Origin of the sequence: Mesorhizobium erdmanii (genome assembly GCF_013170725.1) — a bacterium.
GTDB lineage: Bacteria > Pseudomonadota > Alphaproteobacteria > Rhizobiales > Rhizobiaceae > Mesorhizobium > Mesorhizobium erdmanii.
Genome location: NZ_CP033361.1, coordinates 5,289,372 through 5,307,090, shown reverse-complemented (window position 1 = coordinate 5,307,090; position 17,719 = coordinate 5,289,372). Strand labels below are relative to the sequence as shown.

The following is a 17,719-nucleotide window of genomic DNA, read 5'->3' as shown; positions in this document are numbered from 1 at the left end:
TGGGAGGCTTGTGATGGCAGAAGACAGCTGGAACGGCAACGGTTCGGGCAGCACGCTGTTCACCAATGTGCGCGTCCTCGACGCGACCGGTGAATATCCCTACACCGGCGAGGTGCTGGTGCAGGGCAACCGCATCAAGCAGATCACCAAGGGCTCGTCGCGCTACGGCTCGTCCTCGTCGTCCTCCTCCTACAGCGGTGGCGCTTCAGGGGGTGCCACGGTGATAGACGGCATGGGCGCGACGCTGATGCCCGGCATGATCGACGCCCACCTGCACCTGTCCTGGAACAACGCGCCCGGCATCGACCCGATCCAGATGATGGAAATCGAGGAGCATATGCTGGTCACCATGGAAATGGCCAAGCTGGTGCTCGACGCCGGCTTCACCGCCGGCCGGGGTGCGGCCGCCGCCAAGCCGCGCCTCGATGTCGTCGCCAAGAAATTCATCAATCAGGGCCGTTTCCCCGGGCCGCGCTATCTCGCAGCGGGGCCGGAGATCACCACGGTCGGCGGCCTCGGCGACTCCTCGCCGTCCCACATTCCGCATGAAGGCCTCAATCTCGGCATCGTCGTTTCCGGGCCTGAGGAAATCCGCCGCACGGTGCGCCAGCTGATCAAATACGGCGTCGATTCCATCAAGCTCAACTTGTCCGGCGAAAGCATCACCGGCATGGGCGCTGAGGAGACGCCGATGTCGGAAGAGGAGGTCGCCATGGCCGCCTCCGAGGCGCGCTGCCGCAACAAGGTGCTGTCGGCGCATGCGCGCTCGTCCGGCTCAGTCAAACAGTGCATCCGCCACGGCATCCAGAACATCTACCATGCCTCCTTCGCCGACGAGGAAGCGCTCGACATGCTCGAGGCGGTCAAGGACAAGCACTTCGTCGCGCCCGGCATCGCCTGGCTGATCAACACCGCGCGCCATGCCGAGCAATGGGGCATCAAGCCGGGCTCGCCGCTGTCGCTCGAATATGAGCGCGAACTCGAAATGTGCATCGATACGATGAAGAAGATGCACCGGCGCGGCATCCGCGTCTTGATCGGCGGCGACTACGGCTTTGCCTGGACGCCGCAAGGCACCAATGCCAAGGACATCCAGACCTTCGTCGAGATGCTCGGCTTCTCGCCGATGGAGGCCATCCAGGCCGGCACCAAATATGGCGGCCAGATCATGAACATGGGGGACGAGCTCGGCTTGATCAAGGAAGGCTACCTCGCCGACATGCTGTTGATCGATGGCGACCCGATCGCCGATGTGCGCATCCTGCAGGACAAGAACCGCATCCTTGCCATCATGAAGGACGGCAAGTTCCACAAGGCGCCGCGCATGAACGAGCAGCGCCGGCGGCTGACGGCATGAGGCTGCTCGACCGGCCATCTCAGTCGCTCTCGAGCGGCGGCATGACGCCCCGGCAGCCCTGGGGCGTTGTCGGCCTGCTTGCCGCGGCTGTTATCGCGTGGCTGGTCTTCGCGGTCTGGCCGGATTGGCTGAACGCGGTCCTGATTTCCAAGAAGGCCTTCGTCAGCGCCATTCTCAACGGCGTCACGCTGGCCGGCCTGTATTTCCTCGTCGCCTCGGGCTTCACGCTGATCTTCGGCCTGATGCGCAACGTCAATCTGGCGCATGGCTCGCTCTATCTGCTCGGCGCCTATATCGGCTACGAGGTCACCAACCGCACCGGATATTGGCTACTCGGCGTCGCCGCCGGTTTTGTCGTGCTCGCCATGGTCGGCGTGATCATGCAGGTCTTCGTTTTCCGTCGGCTGGAAGGCGACGATCTGCGCCAGACCCTGGTCTCGATCGGCATCTCGATCGTCGCCGCCGATTTGATGCTGGCGGTGTGGGCCGGCGGCACGTACCAGATCACCACGCCCGAATGGCTCGACGGCGCCTTGACCTTGCCCGTCATAACGGCGGTGCGCTCAAACGGCGCCTCGGTCTTCCTCACCTATCCGCTCTACCGCGTCGTCGTTTTGGCGGCGGCGATCGTCATTGGCGTCGGCCTCTGGCTGATGCTGCACAAAACCCGGGTCGGCATGATGATCCGCGCCGGTGTCGACGACCGCGCCATGCTGCAGGCCTCGGGCGTCAACGTGCATGCGGTGTTCGCCATCGTCTTTGCCGTCGGCGCCGGATTGGCCGGCTTTGCCGGTGTTGTCGGTGGCTCGGCGCTGTCCGTCGCGCCGGGCGAGGATGTCCGTTACCTCCTGGCTTCGCTGGTCGTCGTCATCGTCGGCGGCATGGGCTCGATCACGGGCGCCGCCATAGGCGCGCTGCTCATCGGCCTCGCCGAACAGATCGGCCTCGTCTATTTCCCGACCTATGGCATCGTGCTGACCTTCGTCATCATGGTGGTGACGCTGGCGGTCAGGCCGCAAGGCATCATGGGGAAGGCACGATGAGCCTGGCCATCGCCACCACGAGCACAACGCAGCGCCAGAACTGGCTGGAGAAGCTTGGCGCCGGCCACATCATCCTCGGCGTTGCCCTGGTGCTCTATCCGCTGGTGGCGTCGGACTTCTTCCTGACGCAGATCGGCGGCTATTCCCTGATCTTCGGCATGCTCGGCCTGTCGCTAATGCTGCTCGCCGGTTATGGCGGCATGGTCAGCCTGGCGCAGATCACCGTCGCCGGCGTATCAGCCTATGCCATCGCCATCCTCGGCAACAACAATTCCAACATTCTCGGCTTCGGCTGGCCGTGGTGGCTCGCGGTGCCGTTCGCCGTTCTTGCCGCGGCGCTGGCCTCGGCGCTGATCGGCTGGATTTCGGTGCGTACCGAGGGCATCTACACCATCATGATCACGCTGGCGATCGCCACCGCGACCTACTATTTCGCCCAGCAGAACTACGCCATCTTCAACGGCCATTCCGGCTATGCCGGCATCCGCGCGCCGGTCTTCTGGGGCATCGGCTGGCGTGATGCCAGGCCTTTCTACTATCTCTGCCTTGGCCTCGCCGTGCTGTCCTACGCCGCCGTGCTCTACGGCTCGCGCTCGACCTTCGGCATGACCTTGCAGGCGATCCGCGACAATCCGCGCCGCATGCGTGCGCTCGGCTATCACGTCACCGCGCACAAGGTCTTCGCCTGGTTGCTGGCCGGGGTCATCGCCGGACTGGCGGGCGTGCTGCTGGTCTGGTTCAACGGCCGCGTCTCGCCCGGCACCATCGGCGTCGACGCCGCGATCGACGTGCTGATCATTGCCGTCATCGGCGGCCTGCGCCATCCGATCGGGCCGTTCCTCGGCGCGGTCGTCGTCGTCCTGATGCAGACCTTCGCCATCGACATCGTCGGCGCCGAGCGTTTCAACACGCTGATCGGCATGGTGTTCCTGGTGATCGTCTTCGTCTCACCGGATGGAATTCTTGGGTTGTGGGGGAGGATCAAGCCACATCTTGCCCAGGAGTCCTTGCGTCCCGGCCCTTGACGGTCGGGCGGAATGAACCACTGCAAACGAATCAACGGGAGGAAAAACCATGAGGATGCATAGACGGACATTACTGGCGCTCGCGGTGTTCACCGGGCTGACCGCGCCTTCGATGGCGCTGGCTGCCGACGACACCATCAAGATCGGCCTGCTCGCCACCTTCGAGGGACCGTTCACGGTGCTCGGCGAAGACGGCGAGCGCGGCGCCATGACCGCGGTTGCCGAGATGAACGGCACGGTCGCCGGCAAGAAGATCGAGATCGTCAAGGGCTCGTCCGACGCCTCGCCCGACAGTGCTGTGCGCGCGGCGCGCAAGCTGGTCGAGCAGGATGGCGTCAAGGTGCTGGTCGGCCCGCTGTCGGGTGACGAGGGCATCGCCGTCAAGGACTACGCCAAGACGCAGCCTGATGTAACCTTCATCAACGGCACCTCGGCCGCGCAGGACACCACGCTGCGCAATCCGGCGGAGAATTTCTTCCGCTTCTCCACCGACGGCGCACAGTGGATGGCCGGTCTCGGCACCTATGCCTTCAAGGACAAGGGCTACAAGAAGGTCGCCACCGTCGCCGAGGATTATTCCTTCCCCTACACGCAGGTGTTCGGCTTCATGGCAGAGTTCTGCAAGGCCGGCGGCCACGTGCCGTCGAAATCCTGGGTGCCGATCGGCAACAAGGATTTCTCGTCGGTCATCGCCGCCATCCCTGAAGATGTCGATGCGATCTACGTCGCGCTCGGCGGCGCCGATGCCGTCAACTTCCTGACCCAGTACCAGCAGGGCGGCGGCACCGCGCCGCTGATCGGCGGCTCGATCACCGTCGACCAGACGGTGCTGACCTCGAAAGGCAAGTTGAAGGATGTGCTGAAGGGCACGCCATCCGCTGGCCCGACCGCCGACACCAATGACGCGCCGGCCTGGAAGGCCTTCGTCGAAGCCTACAAGAAGCAGCCGGGCGCCTTCCCGTCGCCCTCGCTTTTCGCGCACGGCTATTATGTCGACATGAAGGCGACGCTGCTTGGCCTCGACAAGGTCGGCGGCGATGTCTCCGACGGCGGCAAGAAGCTGCGCGACGCACTGTCGAATCTGTCCTTCGACACGCCGACCGGCAAGGTGTCGCTCGACAAGAACCGCAACGCCATCGCCGACATCTTCCTGACCGAGGTCACCGAAGGCGCCGACGGCAATCTCCTCAACAAGCTGGTCAAGGTCGTGCCGCAGGTCAATCAGACGCTCGGCATTCCCGAGGACGAGTTCATGAAGCTCGGCGCGGTCAACCGCGATAATCCGAGCTGCCCGTAACACCGGACGTTTGAAGTAGCCGCCAGTGACCGAAAGCCTCGCAGCAAACCGTCTCCAGAGCACCGGCGCCTATGCGCTGGAGCTCGATGGCGTGGCGCGGCATTTCGGGGCGCTGGTGGCGCTCTCGGGCATCAACATGAGGATCGCGGCCGGCGAACGGCGCGCGGTCCTCGGCTCCAACGGCGCCGGCAAGACCACCTTGTTCAACGCGGTGACCGGTGATTTCCTGCCGACGGCGGGACGCATCCGCTTCTTCGGCGAGGACATCACCGACCTGCCGCCGCACGAACGCATCCGGCGCGGTCTGCGACGCACTTATCAGATTTCGCAATTGTTCAAGGGCCTGTCGGTCCTCGATTCGATCTTTCTCGCCTGCCGTGGTGTCTCGCGCCGGCGGTTCTCGCTGCTGCGGCCGGCGGCATCAGACGTCAACATGGTGCAGGCGGAATCGATCCTCAACGCCGTGCATCTCGAAGCCCATCGCGACACGCTGGTGGCGACGCTGAGCCATGGCCAGCAGCGCCAGCTGGAGATCGCGCTGGCGCTGGCCGGCGCGCCGCGCTTCATCCTGTTCGACGAGCCGGCGGCCGGTCTGTCGCCGACCGAACGCCACGACCTCGTCGCTATTCTCAACGCGCTGCCCAAGCATATCGGTTACATCATCATCGAGCATGATCTCGATGTGGCGTTGCGCGTCTCTGAATATGTCTCGATGATGCACAATGGCCGCCTGTTCAAGGAAGGCACGCCACAGGAGATCGAAGCCGATCCCGAGGTCCAGGAGATCTATCTCGGGGGCAAGCATGGCTGAGCGTCCCGGAAAGATCGCCAAGGCAATGCTGCGGATAGAAGACCTGCAGGTCTTCTACGGTGAAAGCCATGCGCTGCAGGGCGTGTCGCTGACGCTGGAAAGCGGCGTGCTGTCAGTGGTCGGCCGCAACGGCATGGGCAAGTCGACGCTCTGCAACACCATTGTCGGCCTGAAGCGGGCGAAGTCCGGTTCGATCCGCGTCGATGGCCGGGAGATCACGTCCCTGGAGCCGCACGAAATTCATCGCCTCGGCGTCGGCTATGTGCCGCAGGGACGCCGTGTCTGGCCGAGCCTGACGGTCGACGAGCATCTGCGTCTCGCTGCCGGCACCAGGCGCGATGCCAGCTGGACCGTCGAGCGTGTCTACCAGACCTTTCCGCGCCTGGCCGAGCGCCGCGGCAATGGCGGCTCGCAGCTGTCGGGCGGCGAACAGCAGATGCTGGCGATTTCGCGCGCGCTGCTCAGCGATCCAAAACTGCTGGTCATGGATGAACCGACCGAAGGCCTCGCGCCAGTCATCGTCGACCAGGTCGAAAAGATGCTGGTCGACCTCGCCGCCGAAGGCGAGATGGCGGTGCTGGTCATCGAGCAGAATATCGGTGTGGCGACCGCGGTGTCGAACCATGTCGCCATCATGGTCAATGGCCGCATCAACCGGCTGATGGACGCCAAGGCGCTCGCCGCCGACCGTGAGTTGCAGCAGCGGCTGCTCGGCGTCGGCCGCCATGCCGAGGAAGCACCGGTCACGCCGGCGGAAGTGGCGCAGGCCAGGGAACAGCTGGCGGAGGTCTATCGCGTCGACCGGGCTGGCGCTGGTTCGACCGAGCCGATGCCGCAAAACGGCGTCTATCGCCCGGTCACCGAATTGCCCAACCGCTGGAACGTGCCGGTCACCGAGTTGCGGCAGGCGGCCCTCGATAAGACGGCACCGCAAGACGACCTGAAGAAGGTCTTCGCCATCCCCTTTGCCGAACGCATCGGCAGGACCGTGCTGGTCGTCGGCACCTTCGACACCAAGGGCAAGGAATTGCGCTTCGTTGCCGACCGGCTGAAGTCGCTTGGTCTGCCTGTCCGCACCGTCGACCTGTCGACATCGGGAAAGCCGACCAGCGCCGACGTGCCCGCCATGCAGGTGGCCGGCATGCACGCGCGTGGATCCTCCGCCGTCTTCACAAATGATCGCGGCGGTTCGGTCAGCGCCATGGCGGAAGCTTTCGCACGCTGGATCGAGCGTGAGCCGCGCATCGGCGGTGTCATCTCGGCGGGCGGTTCCGGCGGCACGACGCTGGCGACGTCAGGCATGCGCATGCTGCCGGTTGGAATCCCGAAGCTGATGGTCTCGACGGTGGCGGCCGGCGATGTCGCCAAATATGTCGGCGGCGCCGACATTATGATGTTCCATTCGGTCGCCGATGTGCAGGGGCTGAACTCGATCACCGAGCAGGTGCTCTCCAACGCCGCGCACGCCATGGCCGGCATGGTTGCGCAATTGCCCAACGCCGAAGCCTGGGAAGCCAGGCGAAAGCTGGCGCGGCCGGCCGTCGGCATCACCATGTTTGGTGTCACCACGCCCTTGGTGCAGGCGGTGACGAAACGCCTCGAAGCCGACTATGACTGCCTCGTCTTCCATGCCACCGGCATTGGCGGGCGGGCGATGGAAAATCTCGGCGATTCCCGGCTACTGTCGGCCGTCCTCGATCTTACCACGACGGAAGTGGCCGACATGATCGTCGGCGGCGTCTTCCCGGCGACGCAGGATCGCTTCGGCGCCGCGATCCGTACGGGTCTGCCCTATATCGGCTCGACCGGCGCGCTCGACATGGTCAATTTCGGCCCGCGCGACAGCGTGCCGGAGAAATTCCGCGGCCGCAAATTCGTCATCCACAACCCGAACGTCACGCTGATGCGCACCACGCGCGACGAGAACCGCGCCTTCGGCGAATGGATCGGAGCGCGGCTCAACGCCATGAACGGCCCGGTGCGCTTCCTGCTGCCGGAAGGCGGCGTCTCGATGCTGGACGCGCCGGGTCAGCCCTTTCATGATCCGGAAGCCGACAACGCTCTGTTCGAGGCGATCGAGAAGACGGTGCGCGGCACGCCTTTGCGCCATGTCGAGCGGGTGCGGGCCAACATCAACGACACGCCCTTCGTCGATGCGGCGATCGCCGCGTTCAACGCGATCACGCCGAAGCTGCAGAGGCGGGCATGAAGAATTGGACTTCGCCACCGTGCGGGTGGATGTTTGAAATCGGTCGCCTCGCGCCGGCCGCATTGTCTTGGGGAGGATAATTCATGGACGCGCAGATCTTTGGCGCTTTCCTGTTGTGGCTGATCATTGCGGCGGTCGTCGTGGTGATCGCCGTATACATCTTGCGCTGGCTCTATCGCCGCTCGACCAAGGAGACGGCGTTCGTGCGCACCGGCTTCATGGGCGAGAAGGTGGTGGTCAATGGCGGCGCCTTCGTCATCCCGGTCCTGCACGAGATCACCCCGGTCAACATGAACGTCCTGCGCATCGAAGTGCGCCGCGAGGACGCGCTGGCGCTGATCACCCGCAACCGCATGCGCGTCGACCTGATCGCCGAGTTCTTCGTCCGTGTCGGCGCGCACCGCGAACTGGTTGCAGCCGCCGCGCAGACGCTCGGCCGCCGCACGCTGCAGCCCGACAGCCTGCGCGAATTGCTGGAAGGCAAGTTTGCCGGCGCGCTGCGCACCGTCGCCGCCCAGATGACGCTGGAAGAGATGCACGAATTGCGCGGCGACTACGCCGCCAAGGTGCGCCGGCTGGCCGAGGAGTCGCTCGCAGCCAACGGGCTTGAGCTCGAAAGCGTCGCCATCGTCGATCTCGACCAGACCAGCCTAGAATATTTCGACCCGTCCAACGCCTTCGACGCCGAAGGCCTGACGCAATTGACGGAATCGATCGAGACCCGCCGCCGCATGCGCAACGAGATCGAGCAGCGCACGCTGGTCGATATCCGCAACCAGAATCTCGACACCCAGCGCAAGGTGCTGGAGATCGATCGCGACAGCGAATATGCCCGCCTCGAACAGGAGCGCGAGGTCGAGATCCGCCGCGCCGCGCAGCGCTCGGAGCTCGCCATTGAGCGCGCGCTGCGCGACCAGGAATCCGAGCAGGCGCAGCTTTCGTCGCGCGAAGCGGTCGAGAAATCCCGGCTCAACCAGGAGCGTAACATCACCGAGGAGCGCATCAAGAGCGAGGAGGACACGCAGCGCCGCGAGATCGCGCGCCGCCGTTCGCTGGACGAGACCGAGATGAAGATGCGCGAGTTGACCGAGCGCGAGCAGATCGCGCTTGAACTGTCACTGGAGAAGGCCCGCATCGAGCGTGAGGGCGCGCAAAGCAAATTGGAGATCGAACGCAAGAAACTGCTCGAGGTCGCCGAGCTCGAGCGCCAGATCGCGCTCGCCGAAAAGGCGCTGGAAGTGACGCGGGCAGAGGCTGAAAAACGCCGCGCCGAGATCGTCGAGAACCAGGCCACCGAGACGGCGCGCATCGCCCAGGAGCGCGTCGTCGACGACGTCCGCATCGAACGCGAGCGTCACCTCGAAGCGCTGCAGATCGCCAAGCGCCAGGCCTTCGAGGAGGCAGAGATTTCGGCCAGCGAGGAGGTCGAGCGTGCCCGCATCACCACCGAGCGCGGCATTGAGGAAGCAAGGCTGATCAAGGACCGCGACATCAGGCAATTGGGTGTCGACCGCGACCAGAAGATCGAGATCGCCGAGATTCAGAAGGCGATCGACATCGCCAAGAAGACGCAGGAGCGCTCCTCCGCGATCGCGGCTTCGGAAGCTGTGCGTGCCAAGGCCGTCCAGGCCGAGGAACAGGCCTTCACCGCCCGCGAGCGCGAGATCGCCGAGCGCCGCAAGCTGACCGACCTGATCGGCGCGCAGCGCGAGGCCGAGCGCGAGGCACTGCGCATCACTTCGGCAGCCGATGCCGAGATGAAGGCGGCGAAAAGCCTGGCCGAAGCGCAGAAGATCGCCGCGGTGGCCGCAGCGGAGGCGGAGAAGATCCACGCCCTTGCCGCGGCCCAGCGCTACGAAGTCGACGCCGCGGGCAACCGGCAGCTCAACGAGGCTGAGAACCTGCTGTCGAGCGAGGCACGCGCCGGCCGTCTGCGCGGCAAGCTGCTCGACCATATGGAAGGCATCATCCGTGAAAGCGTCAAGCCGATGGAAAAGATCGACGGCATCAAGATCCTGCATGTCGACGGCATCAATGGCGGCGCGGGCGGCGGCAACCGCAACGTCACCGACGAGGTCATCGATTCCGCGCTACGCTACCGGGTGCAGGCGCCGATGATCGACAATCTGATGAAGGAGATCGGCATCGAAGGCGGTTCGCTCGGCCGCATGACCGACGTGCTGCGCGACGCCAAGGACATTTCCAGCCTGACCCGCGACAAGAAGGGTAAGGGCAAGGCCGCCAAGGACGACGATGACGACCGCGACCACTGACGCATTGCGGTCGCAGATGCTGGCGGGTCGCCTTAAATGACCAAGGTCTATGTCTCCTCGGTCATATCGGCACCGGCGGCGGAGGTGTGGAAGCTCGTCCGCAACTTCAACGGTCTGCCAGGCTGGGCGCCGTTCGTTGCCGAAAGCCGCATCGAGCAGAACGCGCAGGCCGACCAGATTGGTTGCATCAGGAATTTCACCCTGAAGGACGGCGGCCGCATCCGCGAAAGGCTGCTGGCTTTGTCCGATTACGACCTGTCGTGCAGCTACGCCATCCTGGAAAGCCCGATGGCGGTGGAGAACTATGTCGCCACGCTGTCGTTGACGCCCATCACCGACGGCAATCTGACACTCGCGGAATGGCAGGCGGAGTTCGACTGCGCGCCCGATCGCGAGGCCGCCCTGATGCATCACATCGGCAACAGCGTGTTCCAGACCGCGCTGACCGCGCTGAAACACCGGTTCGGGCGTTGACGCCGGCCGATGGTCAGGGTTTGCCAAAGCACGATCATCGACGCACCGGTAGACGAGGTCTGGGCGATCCTGCGCGACTTCAACGGCCATGACCGCTGGCATCCGGCGATCGCCTTCAGCGAGATCGAGGATGGCGAGCCGGTCGATGCGGTGGGCTGCGTGCGCCACTTCAAGCTGAACGATGGCGGCGAGTTGCGCGAGCAATTGCTGGCGCTGTCCGACAAGGACCGACGGCTGAGCTATTGCCTGCTCGAAGCACCGCTGCCGCTGATGGGCTATGTCGCCTCGTTGCGGTTGAAGCCGGTGACCGACGGCAACGCGACTTTCTGGGAATGGCGTTCCGAGTTCAACCCGCCGGTGCATCGCCGCGACGAACTGGTGACGCTGGTCACCGAAGGCATCTATCAGGCCGGCTTCGCGGCGGTGCGCAATCTTTTGAGGCGCCGAAACGCGGATGCGCCGGTTGACACGAGACCACCCCGGACGATTGTCGTGCCGACACCGCCAATAGACATCCCTCGTGTCGCGTCGATCGTCGGTGCGGGCCAGGCCGCAACGACCCGCGCGATCGTCGTCGAGCGCTATGGCGGCCCGGAGGAATTGCGGCTCGAGGACATCGCCCTGCCGCCGCCGGCACAGAACGAGGCGCGGATCCGTCACACGGTGATCGGCGTCAATTTCATCGATGTTTACTGCCGCACCGGTTTCTTCGACCTGCTGCAACCGCCCGGCGTGCCGGGCATGGAGGCGGCCGGCATCGTCGAGGCGGTTGGTCCGGCGGTATCGGGTTTCTCAATCGGCGACCGCGTCGCCTACGCTTGTCCGCCGGTCGGCGCTTACAGTGAGCGGCGCAACATGGCACCTGAACTGCTGGTGCATCTCTCGGACGATATTGCGGATGAGATCGCCGCGGCCGGCCTGCTCAAAGGCGTCAGCGCGAGTTTCCTGCTGCATGACGTTCATGCTGTGAGGCCGGGCGTCATCGTCCTCATCCATGCGGCGGCCGGCGGCATCGGCCAGTTGCTGGTGCAATGGGCGCGCCATCTCGGCGCGACGGTGATCGCGACGGTGTCGAGCGACGACAAGGCGCGCATCGTCGAGCGTCTCGGCGCGCACCATGTCATCGTCTATTCCCGCGAGGATTTTACCGAGGCCGTCATGCGGCTGACCGGGGGCAGGGGCGCAGATGTCGTCTATGACGCGGTCGGCAATGACACATTCGCAGGCTCGCTCGCGGCGCTCGCCGTGCGCGGCCATCTCGTCAGTTTCGGCCAGGCTTCAGGACCGATCGGCAATTGGGATATCGGCCGCTTCGCGTCGAAGTCGCTGACCATTTCGCGGCCCAATTATGCCCACTACACCGACAACCCGGACAAGCTCGGCACCCATGTCGCCAGGTTTTTCCAGGCGCTTCGCCAGGGCGTGGTCAGGCTCGAGCCGCCAACACGTTACGCTCTCGCCAACGCCGCCGAGGCGCACCGCGATCTGGAATCGCGCCGCACCACGGGCGCGCTAGTCCTGATGCCCAAGCCGTAGCTGTGGTCAGCCGGTTGCGCCGGCATAGATGTCGAGAACTTCCGTCACGCCAGCGATCAGCAGTTCCCTTGCCTTGGGCGCGATGGATCCATTCGCCACCGCACCGCCGAGACGGCTGAGATACTGGCTGATGAGGGGTGAGGGGATATCGCGGTCGCCGAGCGCCTGCATCAGAGCACCAACGGCCTCCTGGGCGCCTGGCGCCGGCCAATAGTAGCGGATACGATCGCTGTAGGAGAAATGCCGTTCGATCCGCTGCTCGACCTCGGAGCCGTGATAGTAACTTTTCCAGTGGCCCGGCGCCGCCAGCATGACGCGCTCCATCGCCGCCGGCAGGGTTTCGCGCGAGGTGTCGGGGGCAAGAATGTCGGCGATGTGGCTCAAACCATAGAGCGCTTCGCGCAGCGCGAAGGTCAGCCATGGCCCGACCTTGAGGATGGCGAAGCCGTCATCGACCAGCTTGTTCAGTGCCGCACCCGGCTGGTAGTCGGTCGAATGCGCCTCGAAGACGAATTGCGGCAGGTCCCGCAATGTGCCGGCCAACGTCCGCGCGCGGTCCGGTTGGTAGGTAATCACTTCGGCATTGCCGAATTCGACGCCCGGCTGCACGACGACGCCGAGCGCCCGTGAAAAGGCCTGGTCGAGGCGTCGCCGGCTGAAGGCTTCGCGGTGGATGCGCACGGTTTCTAGGGCCGCCTCCGGTGTCGTCACCGCCAGATGGTCCATTGCTTCCAGGGCGCCGCCGGGGACAGGCACTTCAGTGCCGATGACGTAGATGGGCATGGCGCCGCCCGTTCGTTGCGTCGCGGCCTCTGCCACTTCGGCGAGTTCGGCGGCGCGATGAGCGATCGTCACGTCGGGCGGTGCCGCGCCTTCGCCAGCGCAGCCCATGCTGGCGTCGAGGTGGATTTTTGTGAAGCCTGCCTCGGCATAGGCGTCGACCATGCGCGAAGCCTTCGCCATGGCCTCGGCCGCCGGCAGGTGTCTCCACGGATTGGGACCGAGATGGTCGCCGCCCAGCACCAGCCTGTCGAGGGAAAAACCGACCTTGCCAGCGATCGTCTCGACGAAGCGGCGGAAATCGGCGGGGGCCATGCCGGTATAGCCGCCTTCGTGGTTCACCTGGTTGCAGGTGGCCTCGATCAGCACATCGGCGCCGCGCGCCTTGCCGTGGCGCAGCGCCGCTTCAATAACCAGTGGATGGGCCGAGCAGATCGATGCGATGCCGCAGCGTTCGCCCACCGCGCGGCGCGCCGCGATGGCCGCCAGCCTATCGGTCGCCTGGCTCATGCCGGCGCTCCGGCCTTGGCTGTCGCGAGGAACGCCTCGACAGCGGCGAGCGAGGCGATGCCTTCCATCGGTCCCTTCTTCGTCACCGCCAGCGCGCCGCAGCCATTGGCGATGCGCAACGCGGTCTCGGGCGCCGCCCCGCGCAGCCAGAAGGAGACGAAGGCCGCCGCGAAACAGTCACCGGCACCGGTCGGATCGATTTCGTCGACGGCGTAGCCAGGCGCGGCGGTTCGTCCGGCTTGATCGTAGTGAACGGCACCGTCCGCACCCTTCTTGACGACCACGGTGGAAATCCCGCGGTCCAGCATCTCACGCACCGCGCTTTCTTCGTCGGTTGCCTCTGTGAAGATGAACAGTTCCGGCCCGCTCGGCAGGAACACATCGGTCTTCGTCAGCACGAAGTGCAAGGCGTCGCGCATGCCCGGCAGATCAAGCATCTCCCTGCGGATGTTGGGGTCGAAGGAGACCGTGCCGCCGCGCGCCTTGACCGCCTCAATCCCGTCGCGCGCCACCTCGATCACTTCGGGTGAGAACAGCGAGGTGCCCATGACGTGAAAATGATCGGCGCCGGCCAGCAGCGCGCGCGCCTCGGGGCCGATCTCGATCAGGCCGGCCGCACTGTGCTTGATGTTGTAGACGAAGTGCCGGCTGCCGTCGGTCTCGTAAGTGACGAAGGCGGTTCCGGTCGCGGCCCCCCGGTGCACCTTGATGGCCGAGATGTCGGCGCCATCGGCACGCAGGCGCTCGATGTTCAAATGCCCGAAATCGTCGTCGCCGACGGCCGCGATCAGGCCTGCCGGCTGGCCGAGCCGTGCCGCCTGGTCGATGAAGATCGCCGGCGCGCCGGAGGGAAACGGGCCGACCAGCGGGCCGGGGGCACGGAAACTCTGGCCGATGCGCTCGGCCATGATCTCGACCAGGATCTCGCCGGCGCAAACCAGTTTCTTCATATCCTCACCATTTGCTGGATGGCTGGCGCCCGGTTGCCGGGGCCTTTTCTCCATATCCGTGCAGGCGCGAAGCCTAGGTTGCCGATTTGAGAGCGTCAATAAATAATTTGACGCGCGCAATGGTTCAGAGTTTGTATTGGAAACGGGAAAATTTGACTGAATAAGTTCGGTCAAGCAATGCTGCCTCACGGCAACGGTCGCAAGACTGATTCTGCCCGGCCGGAAAGTGGCGGGCGGCGCGCGCAAAGGGGCTGGACATATCGATGGCGGAGAAGACTCACCGCACGATGGATGATTTCGCCAAGGCGTCGGGCGTATCGCGGCCGACCCTGTCGAAGTACTTCGACGATCCGGCGAGCGTGAAGCCGGCGACGCGGGCGCGCATCGAGGCGGCACTGCGCTCGTCGGACTATCAGCCCAACGTTTTCGCCCGCAATCTCAACCGCAAACGCACCCGCAATGTCGGCATCGTGGTGCCGACGATCGCCGATCCGTTCTATGCCGAAATGGTCAGCCGCATCGAACTGCGCTGCCGCGACGAGGGTTTCTGGCCGATCGTCATCTCCTCGCACGGGTCGCCGAAACTGGAGGCGGAATCGGTCAGGACGCTGATGTCGCTGAAGGTCGCCGGCGCCATCGTCGCTCCCTTGGGGTCGGTTTCCGAACCCGGTGTCTTCGAGCGGATGAGCGAGGACATTCCGATCGTCTATTTCGACACCTACATCGAAGGCGACACGCCTTTCGTCGGCAACGACAACCATCAGAGCACGTCGACCATCGTCGACTATCTCTGCCGATCCGGCGAACCGCCGGTCTATGTCGACATCCCGCATGTCAACCACAATTCCGGCGAGCGCCTGCAGAGCTATATCGACACGATGCAGGCAGCCGGCCTGGGACCCGTCGTGCTCAAGGCGGCGGGCGACTACAGCTGGGATTTCGAGCGCATCGGCTATGAGTGGATGGACAGGACGCTCGAGAAAGGCGGCCTGCCGGCGCGCACGCTGCTGTGCGCCAACGACCGTCTCGCCTTCGGCGTCATGGCCGCCGCCTTCTCGCGTGGGCTGAAGATCGGCCGCCGCGCCGATTGCGACTTCCGTGTCGCTGCCCATGACGATCATCCGCTGAGCCGCTACACCTGTCCGGCGCTGACCACCATGGCGCAGGATTTCGCCGCCATGGCCGGCCGCAGCGTCGAGATATTGCTGGCCTTGCTGGACGAGGCCGATCCGCCCGGCCAGGGGGTGGCGCGCAACGTCAAGCTCGGCGCGACACTGGTGATGCGTCAGTCGGCCTGAGCACGCGTCTGCAGTCGCAGCCAGCCCGCCGCCTCGCTCACCGCTTGCCGCGCGGCCGGTATGTGGCGGCCCATCGAGACGAAGCCGTGGATCTGGCCCGGCCAGCGCCTCAGCACCACAGGCACGCCGTCGGCTTGCAGGCGTTCGGCATAGGCCATGCCTTCGTCGGCAAGGATGTCGTGACCGGTGATCACGACGAACGCAGGCGCGCCGCCGGCCAGGCTTGACGCAAGCAGCGGCGAGACACGCCAGTCCGTGACGTCGGCGGGCGTTCGCACATAGTGGTTGCGGAACCAGGCCATGGTGGCGGCGGTGAGCCCGAAGCCGTCGCCGAAACGCCGATAGCTGTCCGCCGTCTGGCGGGCATCGGTGTTGGGATAGATCAAGATCTGTGCGGCAAGCGGCGGTGCCTGCCCATCGCGGGCGAGCAACGCCAGCACGGCCGCTAGGTTGCCGCCGGCGCTGTCGCCGGCGACGGCGATGCGGGCCGGGTCGATGCCCAGTTCGCCGGCGTTCTCGGCCATGAAGCGAAGCGCCGCCGTGCAATCCTCGAGCCCTGCCGGAAACTTGTGCTCCGGCGCCAGCCGATAGTCGGGGCAGACGACGACGGCGTTGCCCAGATTGGCCAGCCAGCGGCAGATCTCGTCATGTGAGTTGAGACTGCCGATGACCCAGCCGCCGCCATGCAGATAGAGCACGGCGCGCGCTCCGGTCCGTGGCGCGCCGGTGCCGCGGTGGATGCGGATCGTAATCGGGCCATTCGGCCCGTCGATCGCTTGTTGCGAGGTCGCTGCCACCGGCTCGTGCTCGCCCTGCTGTGTCGGAAAAGAAGCGTCGTAGGCGGCCCGCGCCGCGGCCACCCTGCCGTTCTCGAACGGCTCGCCGCCGGCCGCGCGGCCGATTTCAAGCACGCGCAGCGCATCCGGATCGAGCGTCATCACCATCTCCACCATCACTGCGCCTAAGCGAGAAGACTGCGTGCCTCGTCCTCGGTCAGCAGCGCCGGCTGGACGACATCGCCGGCAATGGCGACCGAGCTTTTCGTTTCGCCGGAATGCAGGATCGCCTCCATGATCTCCAGCACATGCAGCGCCAGAGTGCCGGACGCGCGGGGCGTTGCCCCTGTCTTCAGCGAGCGCACCAGATCGGCGACGCCGAGCATGCGGTAATTGGCGCGGTCGGGCGCCGCATAGGGCCAATTGCGGGCACCGTAAAGTTCGCCTTCGCTGGCAAAATCCTTCCAGTCGGCGCCGCGTTCCGACAGCGAGACGGTGCCGCCGAACGTGTCGGGATCGGGCAGGCGCAGTGAACCCTCCGTGCCATGCAGTTCAATCGGGTGGTTGGAATGCTTGAAGACATCCCACGAGGCGCCGAAGGTCACGGTGGCGCCGGAGCGGAATTCGAGCAGCGACAGTACGTTGGTCGGCGTGCCGACCTTGAACGTCGTGTTCTTGAATGGCCCCTCGGCTGATATCAGCCGTTCCTCCTGTCCCTTAGTCGCCATCGCCATGACGCGGGCTACGGGGCCAAGCAGGTTGACCAGCATGGTCAGGTAATAGGGTCCCATGTCGAACACCGGGCCGCCGCCCGGCTGGTAGTAGAATTGCGGATTGGGGTGCCAGTGCTCCATGCCGCGTCCCATCATGAAGGCGGTGCCGGTGACCGGGCGGCCGATCGCGCCCTCGTCCATCAAGCGGCGCGCGCGGCGTCCGGCGGCGCCGAGGAACGTATCCGGCGCCGAGCCGAGCAGCACGCCGCGCTTGGCCGCCTCCGCCACCAGCCGGCGCCCGTCACTGGCCGACGTCGCCAGCGGCTTTTCGGTGAAGACATGTTTTCCGGCCGAAAGGGCTGAAAACGAAATGTCGAAATGTGCCGCCGGAATGGTCAGGTTGAGGACGAGATCGATCTCGGGGTCGGCGAGCAGCGCATCGACACCGAGCGCACGGATGCCATATTCCTTTGCCCGCAATGCCGCCATGTCGGCGGAGATGTCGGCGCAGGCGCGCAGTTTGACGCCGCCGAAGAGCGCGGCATTGCGCAGATAGGTCATCGAGATGTTGCCGCATCCGATGACGCCGATGCCAAGCTTGGCTTGTGATTTTGCCTGCATTTCCTGTCGTACCTCCCAGTGAGTCGTCGTTTGCCCGGTCCCTGCC

The 17,719-nt window shown here is 65.2% G+C and carries 14 protein-coding genes; 10 read left to right on the top strand and 4 right to left on the bottom strand.

Annotated elements, in window-relative coordinates; translation table 11 throughout:
- The first annotated feature begins 13 nt into the window (after window positions 1–13).
- The 9 genes from EB233_RS25810 to EB233_RS25765 all read left to right on the top strand — a co-directional run bounded on the left by EB233_RS25810 (window position 14) and on the right by EB233_RS25765 (window position 12,025).
- Window positions 14–1,357, top strand: a complete 1,344-nt coding sequence (locus EB233_RS25810) for a metal-dependent hydrolase family protein (RefSeq protein WP_064987972.1) — start codon at window positions 14–16, stop codon at window positions 1,355–1,357.
- Between the two features lie 41 nt (window positions 1,358–1,398).
- Window positions 1,399–2,400, top strand: coding sequence for a branched-chain amino acid ABC transporter permease (locus tag EB233_RS25805; protein ID WP_064987973.1), 1,002 nt, complete (start codon window positions 1,399–1,401; stop codon window positions 2,398–2,400).
- Complete coding sequence (locus EB233_RS25800) at window positions 2,397–3,425, top strand: branched-chain amino acid ABC transporter permease (RefSeq protein WP_064987974.1); 1,029 nt, start codon at window positions 2,397–2,399, stop codon at window positions 3,423–3,425. The genes EB233_RS25805 and EB233_RS25800 overlap by 4 nt, the downstream gene beginning before the upstream one ends.
- A gap of 49 nt (window positions 3,426–3,474) precedes the next feature.
- Complete coding sequence (locus tag EB233_RS25795; protein ID WP_064987975.1) at window positions 3,475–4,722, top strand: ABC transporter substrate-binding protein; 1,248 nt, start codon at window positions 3,475–3,477, stop codon at window positions 4,720–4,722.
- Window positions 4,723–4,747: 25 nt separating this feature from the next.
- Window positions 4,748–5,533, top strand: coding sequence for an ABC transporter ATP-binding protein (locus tag EB233_RS25790; protein WP_064987976.1), 786 nt, complete (start codon window positions 4,748–4,750; stop codon window positions 5,531–5,533).
- A complete protein-coding gene (locus EB233_RS25785) occupies window positions 5,526–7,742 on the top strand; it encodes an ABC transporter permease (protein ID WP_064987977.1) in 2,217 nt (738 codons plus the stop codon). Before EB233_RS25790 ends, EB233_RS25785 begins: the two co-directional genes overlap by 8 nt.
- Before the next feature lie 83 nt (window positions 7,743–7,825).
- Window positions 7,826–10,015: a flotillin family protein gene (locus EB233_RS25780; protein ID WP_064987978.1), complete on the top strand. Its 2,190-nt coding sequence runs from the start codon at window positions 7,826–7,828 to the stop codon at window positions 10,013–10,015.
- Window positions 10,016–10,051: 36 nt separating this feature from the next.
- Window positions 10,052–10,489, top strand: a complete 438-nt coding sequence (locus EB233_RS25775) for an SRPBCC family protein (RefSeq protein WP_064987979.1) — start codon at window positions 10,052–10,054, stop codon at window positions 10,487–10,489.
- Window positions 10,490–10,498: 9 nt separating this feature from the next.
- Complete coding sequence (locus tag EB233_RS25765; protein WP_081293913.1) at window positions 10,499–12,025, top strand: zinc-binding dehydrogenase; 1,527 nt, start codon at window positions 10,499–10,501, stop codon at window positions 12,023–12,025.
- A gap of 6 nt (window positions 12,026–12,031) precedes the next feature.
- Here EB233_RS25765 and EB233_RS25760 read toward each other — a convergent pair whose 3' ends face one another.
- Both EB233_RS25760 and EB233_RS25755 read right to left on the bottom strand, forming a co-directional pair.
- The gene (locus EB233_RS25760; RefSeq protein ID WP_064987980.1) at window positions 12,032–13,315 is read right to left on the bottom strand and encodes a D-tagatose-bisphosphate aldolase, class II, non-catalytic subunit; all 1,284 of its coding nucleotides are present in this window, start codon (window positions 13,313–13,315) and stop codon (window positions 12,032–12,034) included.
- Window positions 13,312–14,265 (bottom strand): sugar kinase, encoded by a 954-nt coding sequence (locus tag EB233_RS25755; protein ID WP_064987981.1) that lies wholly within the window; start codon window positions 14,263–14,265, stop codon window positions 13,312–13,314. Before EB233_RS25755 ends, EB233_RS25760 begins: the two co-directional genes overlap by 4 nt.
- Before the next feature lie 263 nt (window positions 14,266–14,528).
- Between EB233_RS25755 and EB233_RS25750 the strand changes: the two genes are divergently transcribed.
- Entirely contained in the window at window positions 14,529–15,563 is a 1,035-nt protein-coding gene (locus tag EB233_RS25750) for a LacI family DNA-binding transcriptional regulator (protein WP_064987982.1), read from the top strand.
- On the opposite strand, the gene EB233_RS25745 is transcribed toward EB233_RS25750, so the two are convergent.
- Both EB233_RS25745 and EB233_RS25740 read right to left on the bottom strand, forming a co-directional pair.
- Window positions 15,551–16,501, bottom strand: coding sequence for an alpha/beta hydrolase (locus tag EB233_RS25745; protein WP_081293973.1), 951 nt, complete (start codon window positions 16,499–16,501; stop codon window positions 15,551–15,553). The two genes, EB233_RS25750 and EB233_RS25745, sit on opposite strands and share 13 nt — an antisense overlap.
- A gap of 23 nt (window positions 16,502–16,524) precedes the next feature.
- On the bottom strand, window positions 16,525–17,673 hold the full coding sequence (locus EB233_RS25740) for a Gfo/Idh/MocA family protein (RefSeq protein ID WP_064987983.1): 1,149 nt from the start codon (window positions 17,671–17,673) through the stop codon (window positions 16,525–16,527).
- Between the last annotated feature and the right edge of the window lie 46 nt (window positions 17,674–17,719).

Excerpts from the sequence above, each read along its gene's own strand:
- EB233_RS25810 (WP_064987972.1), top strand. The coding sequence starts at position 14 with ATGGCAGAAGACAGCTGGAACGGCAACGGTTCGGGCAGCACGCTGTTC.
- EB233_RS25805 (WP_064987973.1), top strand. The coding sequence starts at position 1,399 with ATGACGCCCCGGCAGCCCTGGGGCGTTGTCGGCCTGCTTGCCGCGGCT.
- EB233_RS25800 (WP_064987974.1), top strand. The coding sequence starts at position 2,397 with ATGAGCCTGGCCATCGCCACCACGAGCACAACGCAGCGCCAGAACTGG.
- EB233_RS25795 (WP_064987975.1), top strand. The coding sequence starts at position 3,475 with ATGAGGATGCATAGACGGACATTACTGGCGCTCGCGGTGTTCACCGGG.
- EB233_RS25785 (WP_064987977.1), top strand. The coding sequence starts at position 5,526 with ATGGCTGAGCGTCCCGGAAAGATCGCCAAGGCAATGCTGCGGATAGAA.
- EB233_RS25780 (WP_064987978.1), top strand. The coding sequence starts at position 7,826 with ATGGACGCGCAGATCTTTGGCGCTTTCCTGTTGTGGCTGATCATTGCG.
- EB233_RS25775 (WP_064987979.1), top strand. The coding sequence starts at position 10,052 with ATGACCAAGGTCTATGTCTCCTCGGTCATATCGGCACCGGCGGCGGAG.
- EB233_RS25765 (WP_081293913.1), top strand. The coding sequence starts at position 10,499 with ATGGTCAGGGTTTGCCAAAGCACGATCATCGACGCACCGGTAGACGAG.
- EB233_RS25760 (WP_064987980.1), bottom strand. The coding sequence starts at position 13,315 with ATGAGCCAGGCGACCGATAGGCTGGCGGCCATCGCGGCGCGCCGCGCG.
- EB233_RS25755 (WP_064987981.1), bottom strand. The coding sequence starts at position 14,265 with ATGAAGAAACTGGTTTGCGCCGGCGAGATCCTGGTCGAGATCATGGCC.
- EB233_RS25750 (WP_064987982.1), top strand. The coding sequence starts at position 14,529 with ATGGCGGAGAAGACTCACCGCACGATGGATGATTTCGCCAAGGCGTCG.
- EB233_RS25745 (WP_081293973.1), bottom strand. The coding sequence starts at position 16,501 with ATGACGCTCGATCCGGATGCGCTGCGCGTGCTTGAAATCGGCCGCGCG.
- EB233_RS25740 (WP_064987983.1), bottom strand. The coding sequence starts at position 17,673 with ATGCAGGCAAAATCACAAGCCAAGCTTGGCATCGGCGTCATCGGATGC.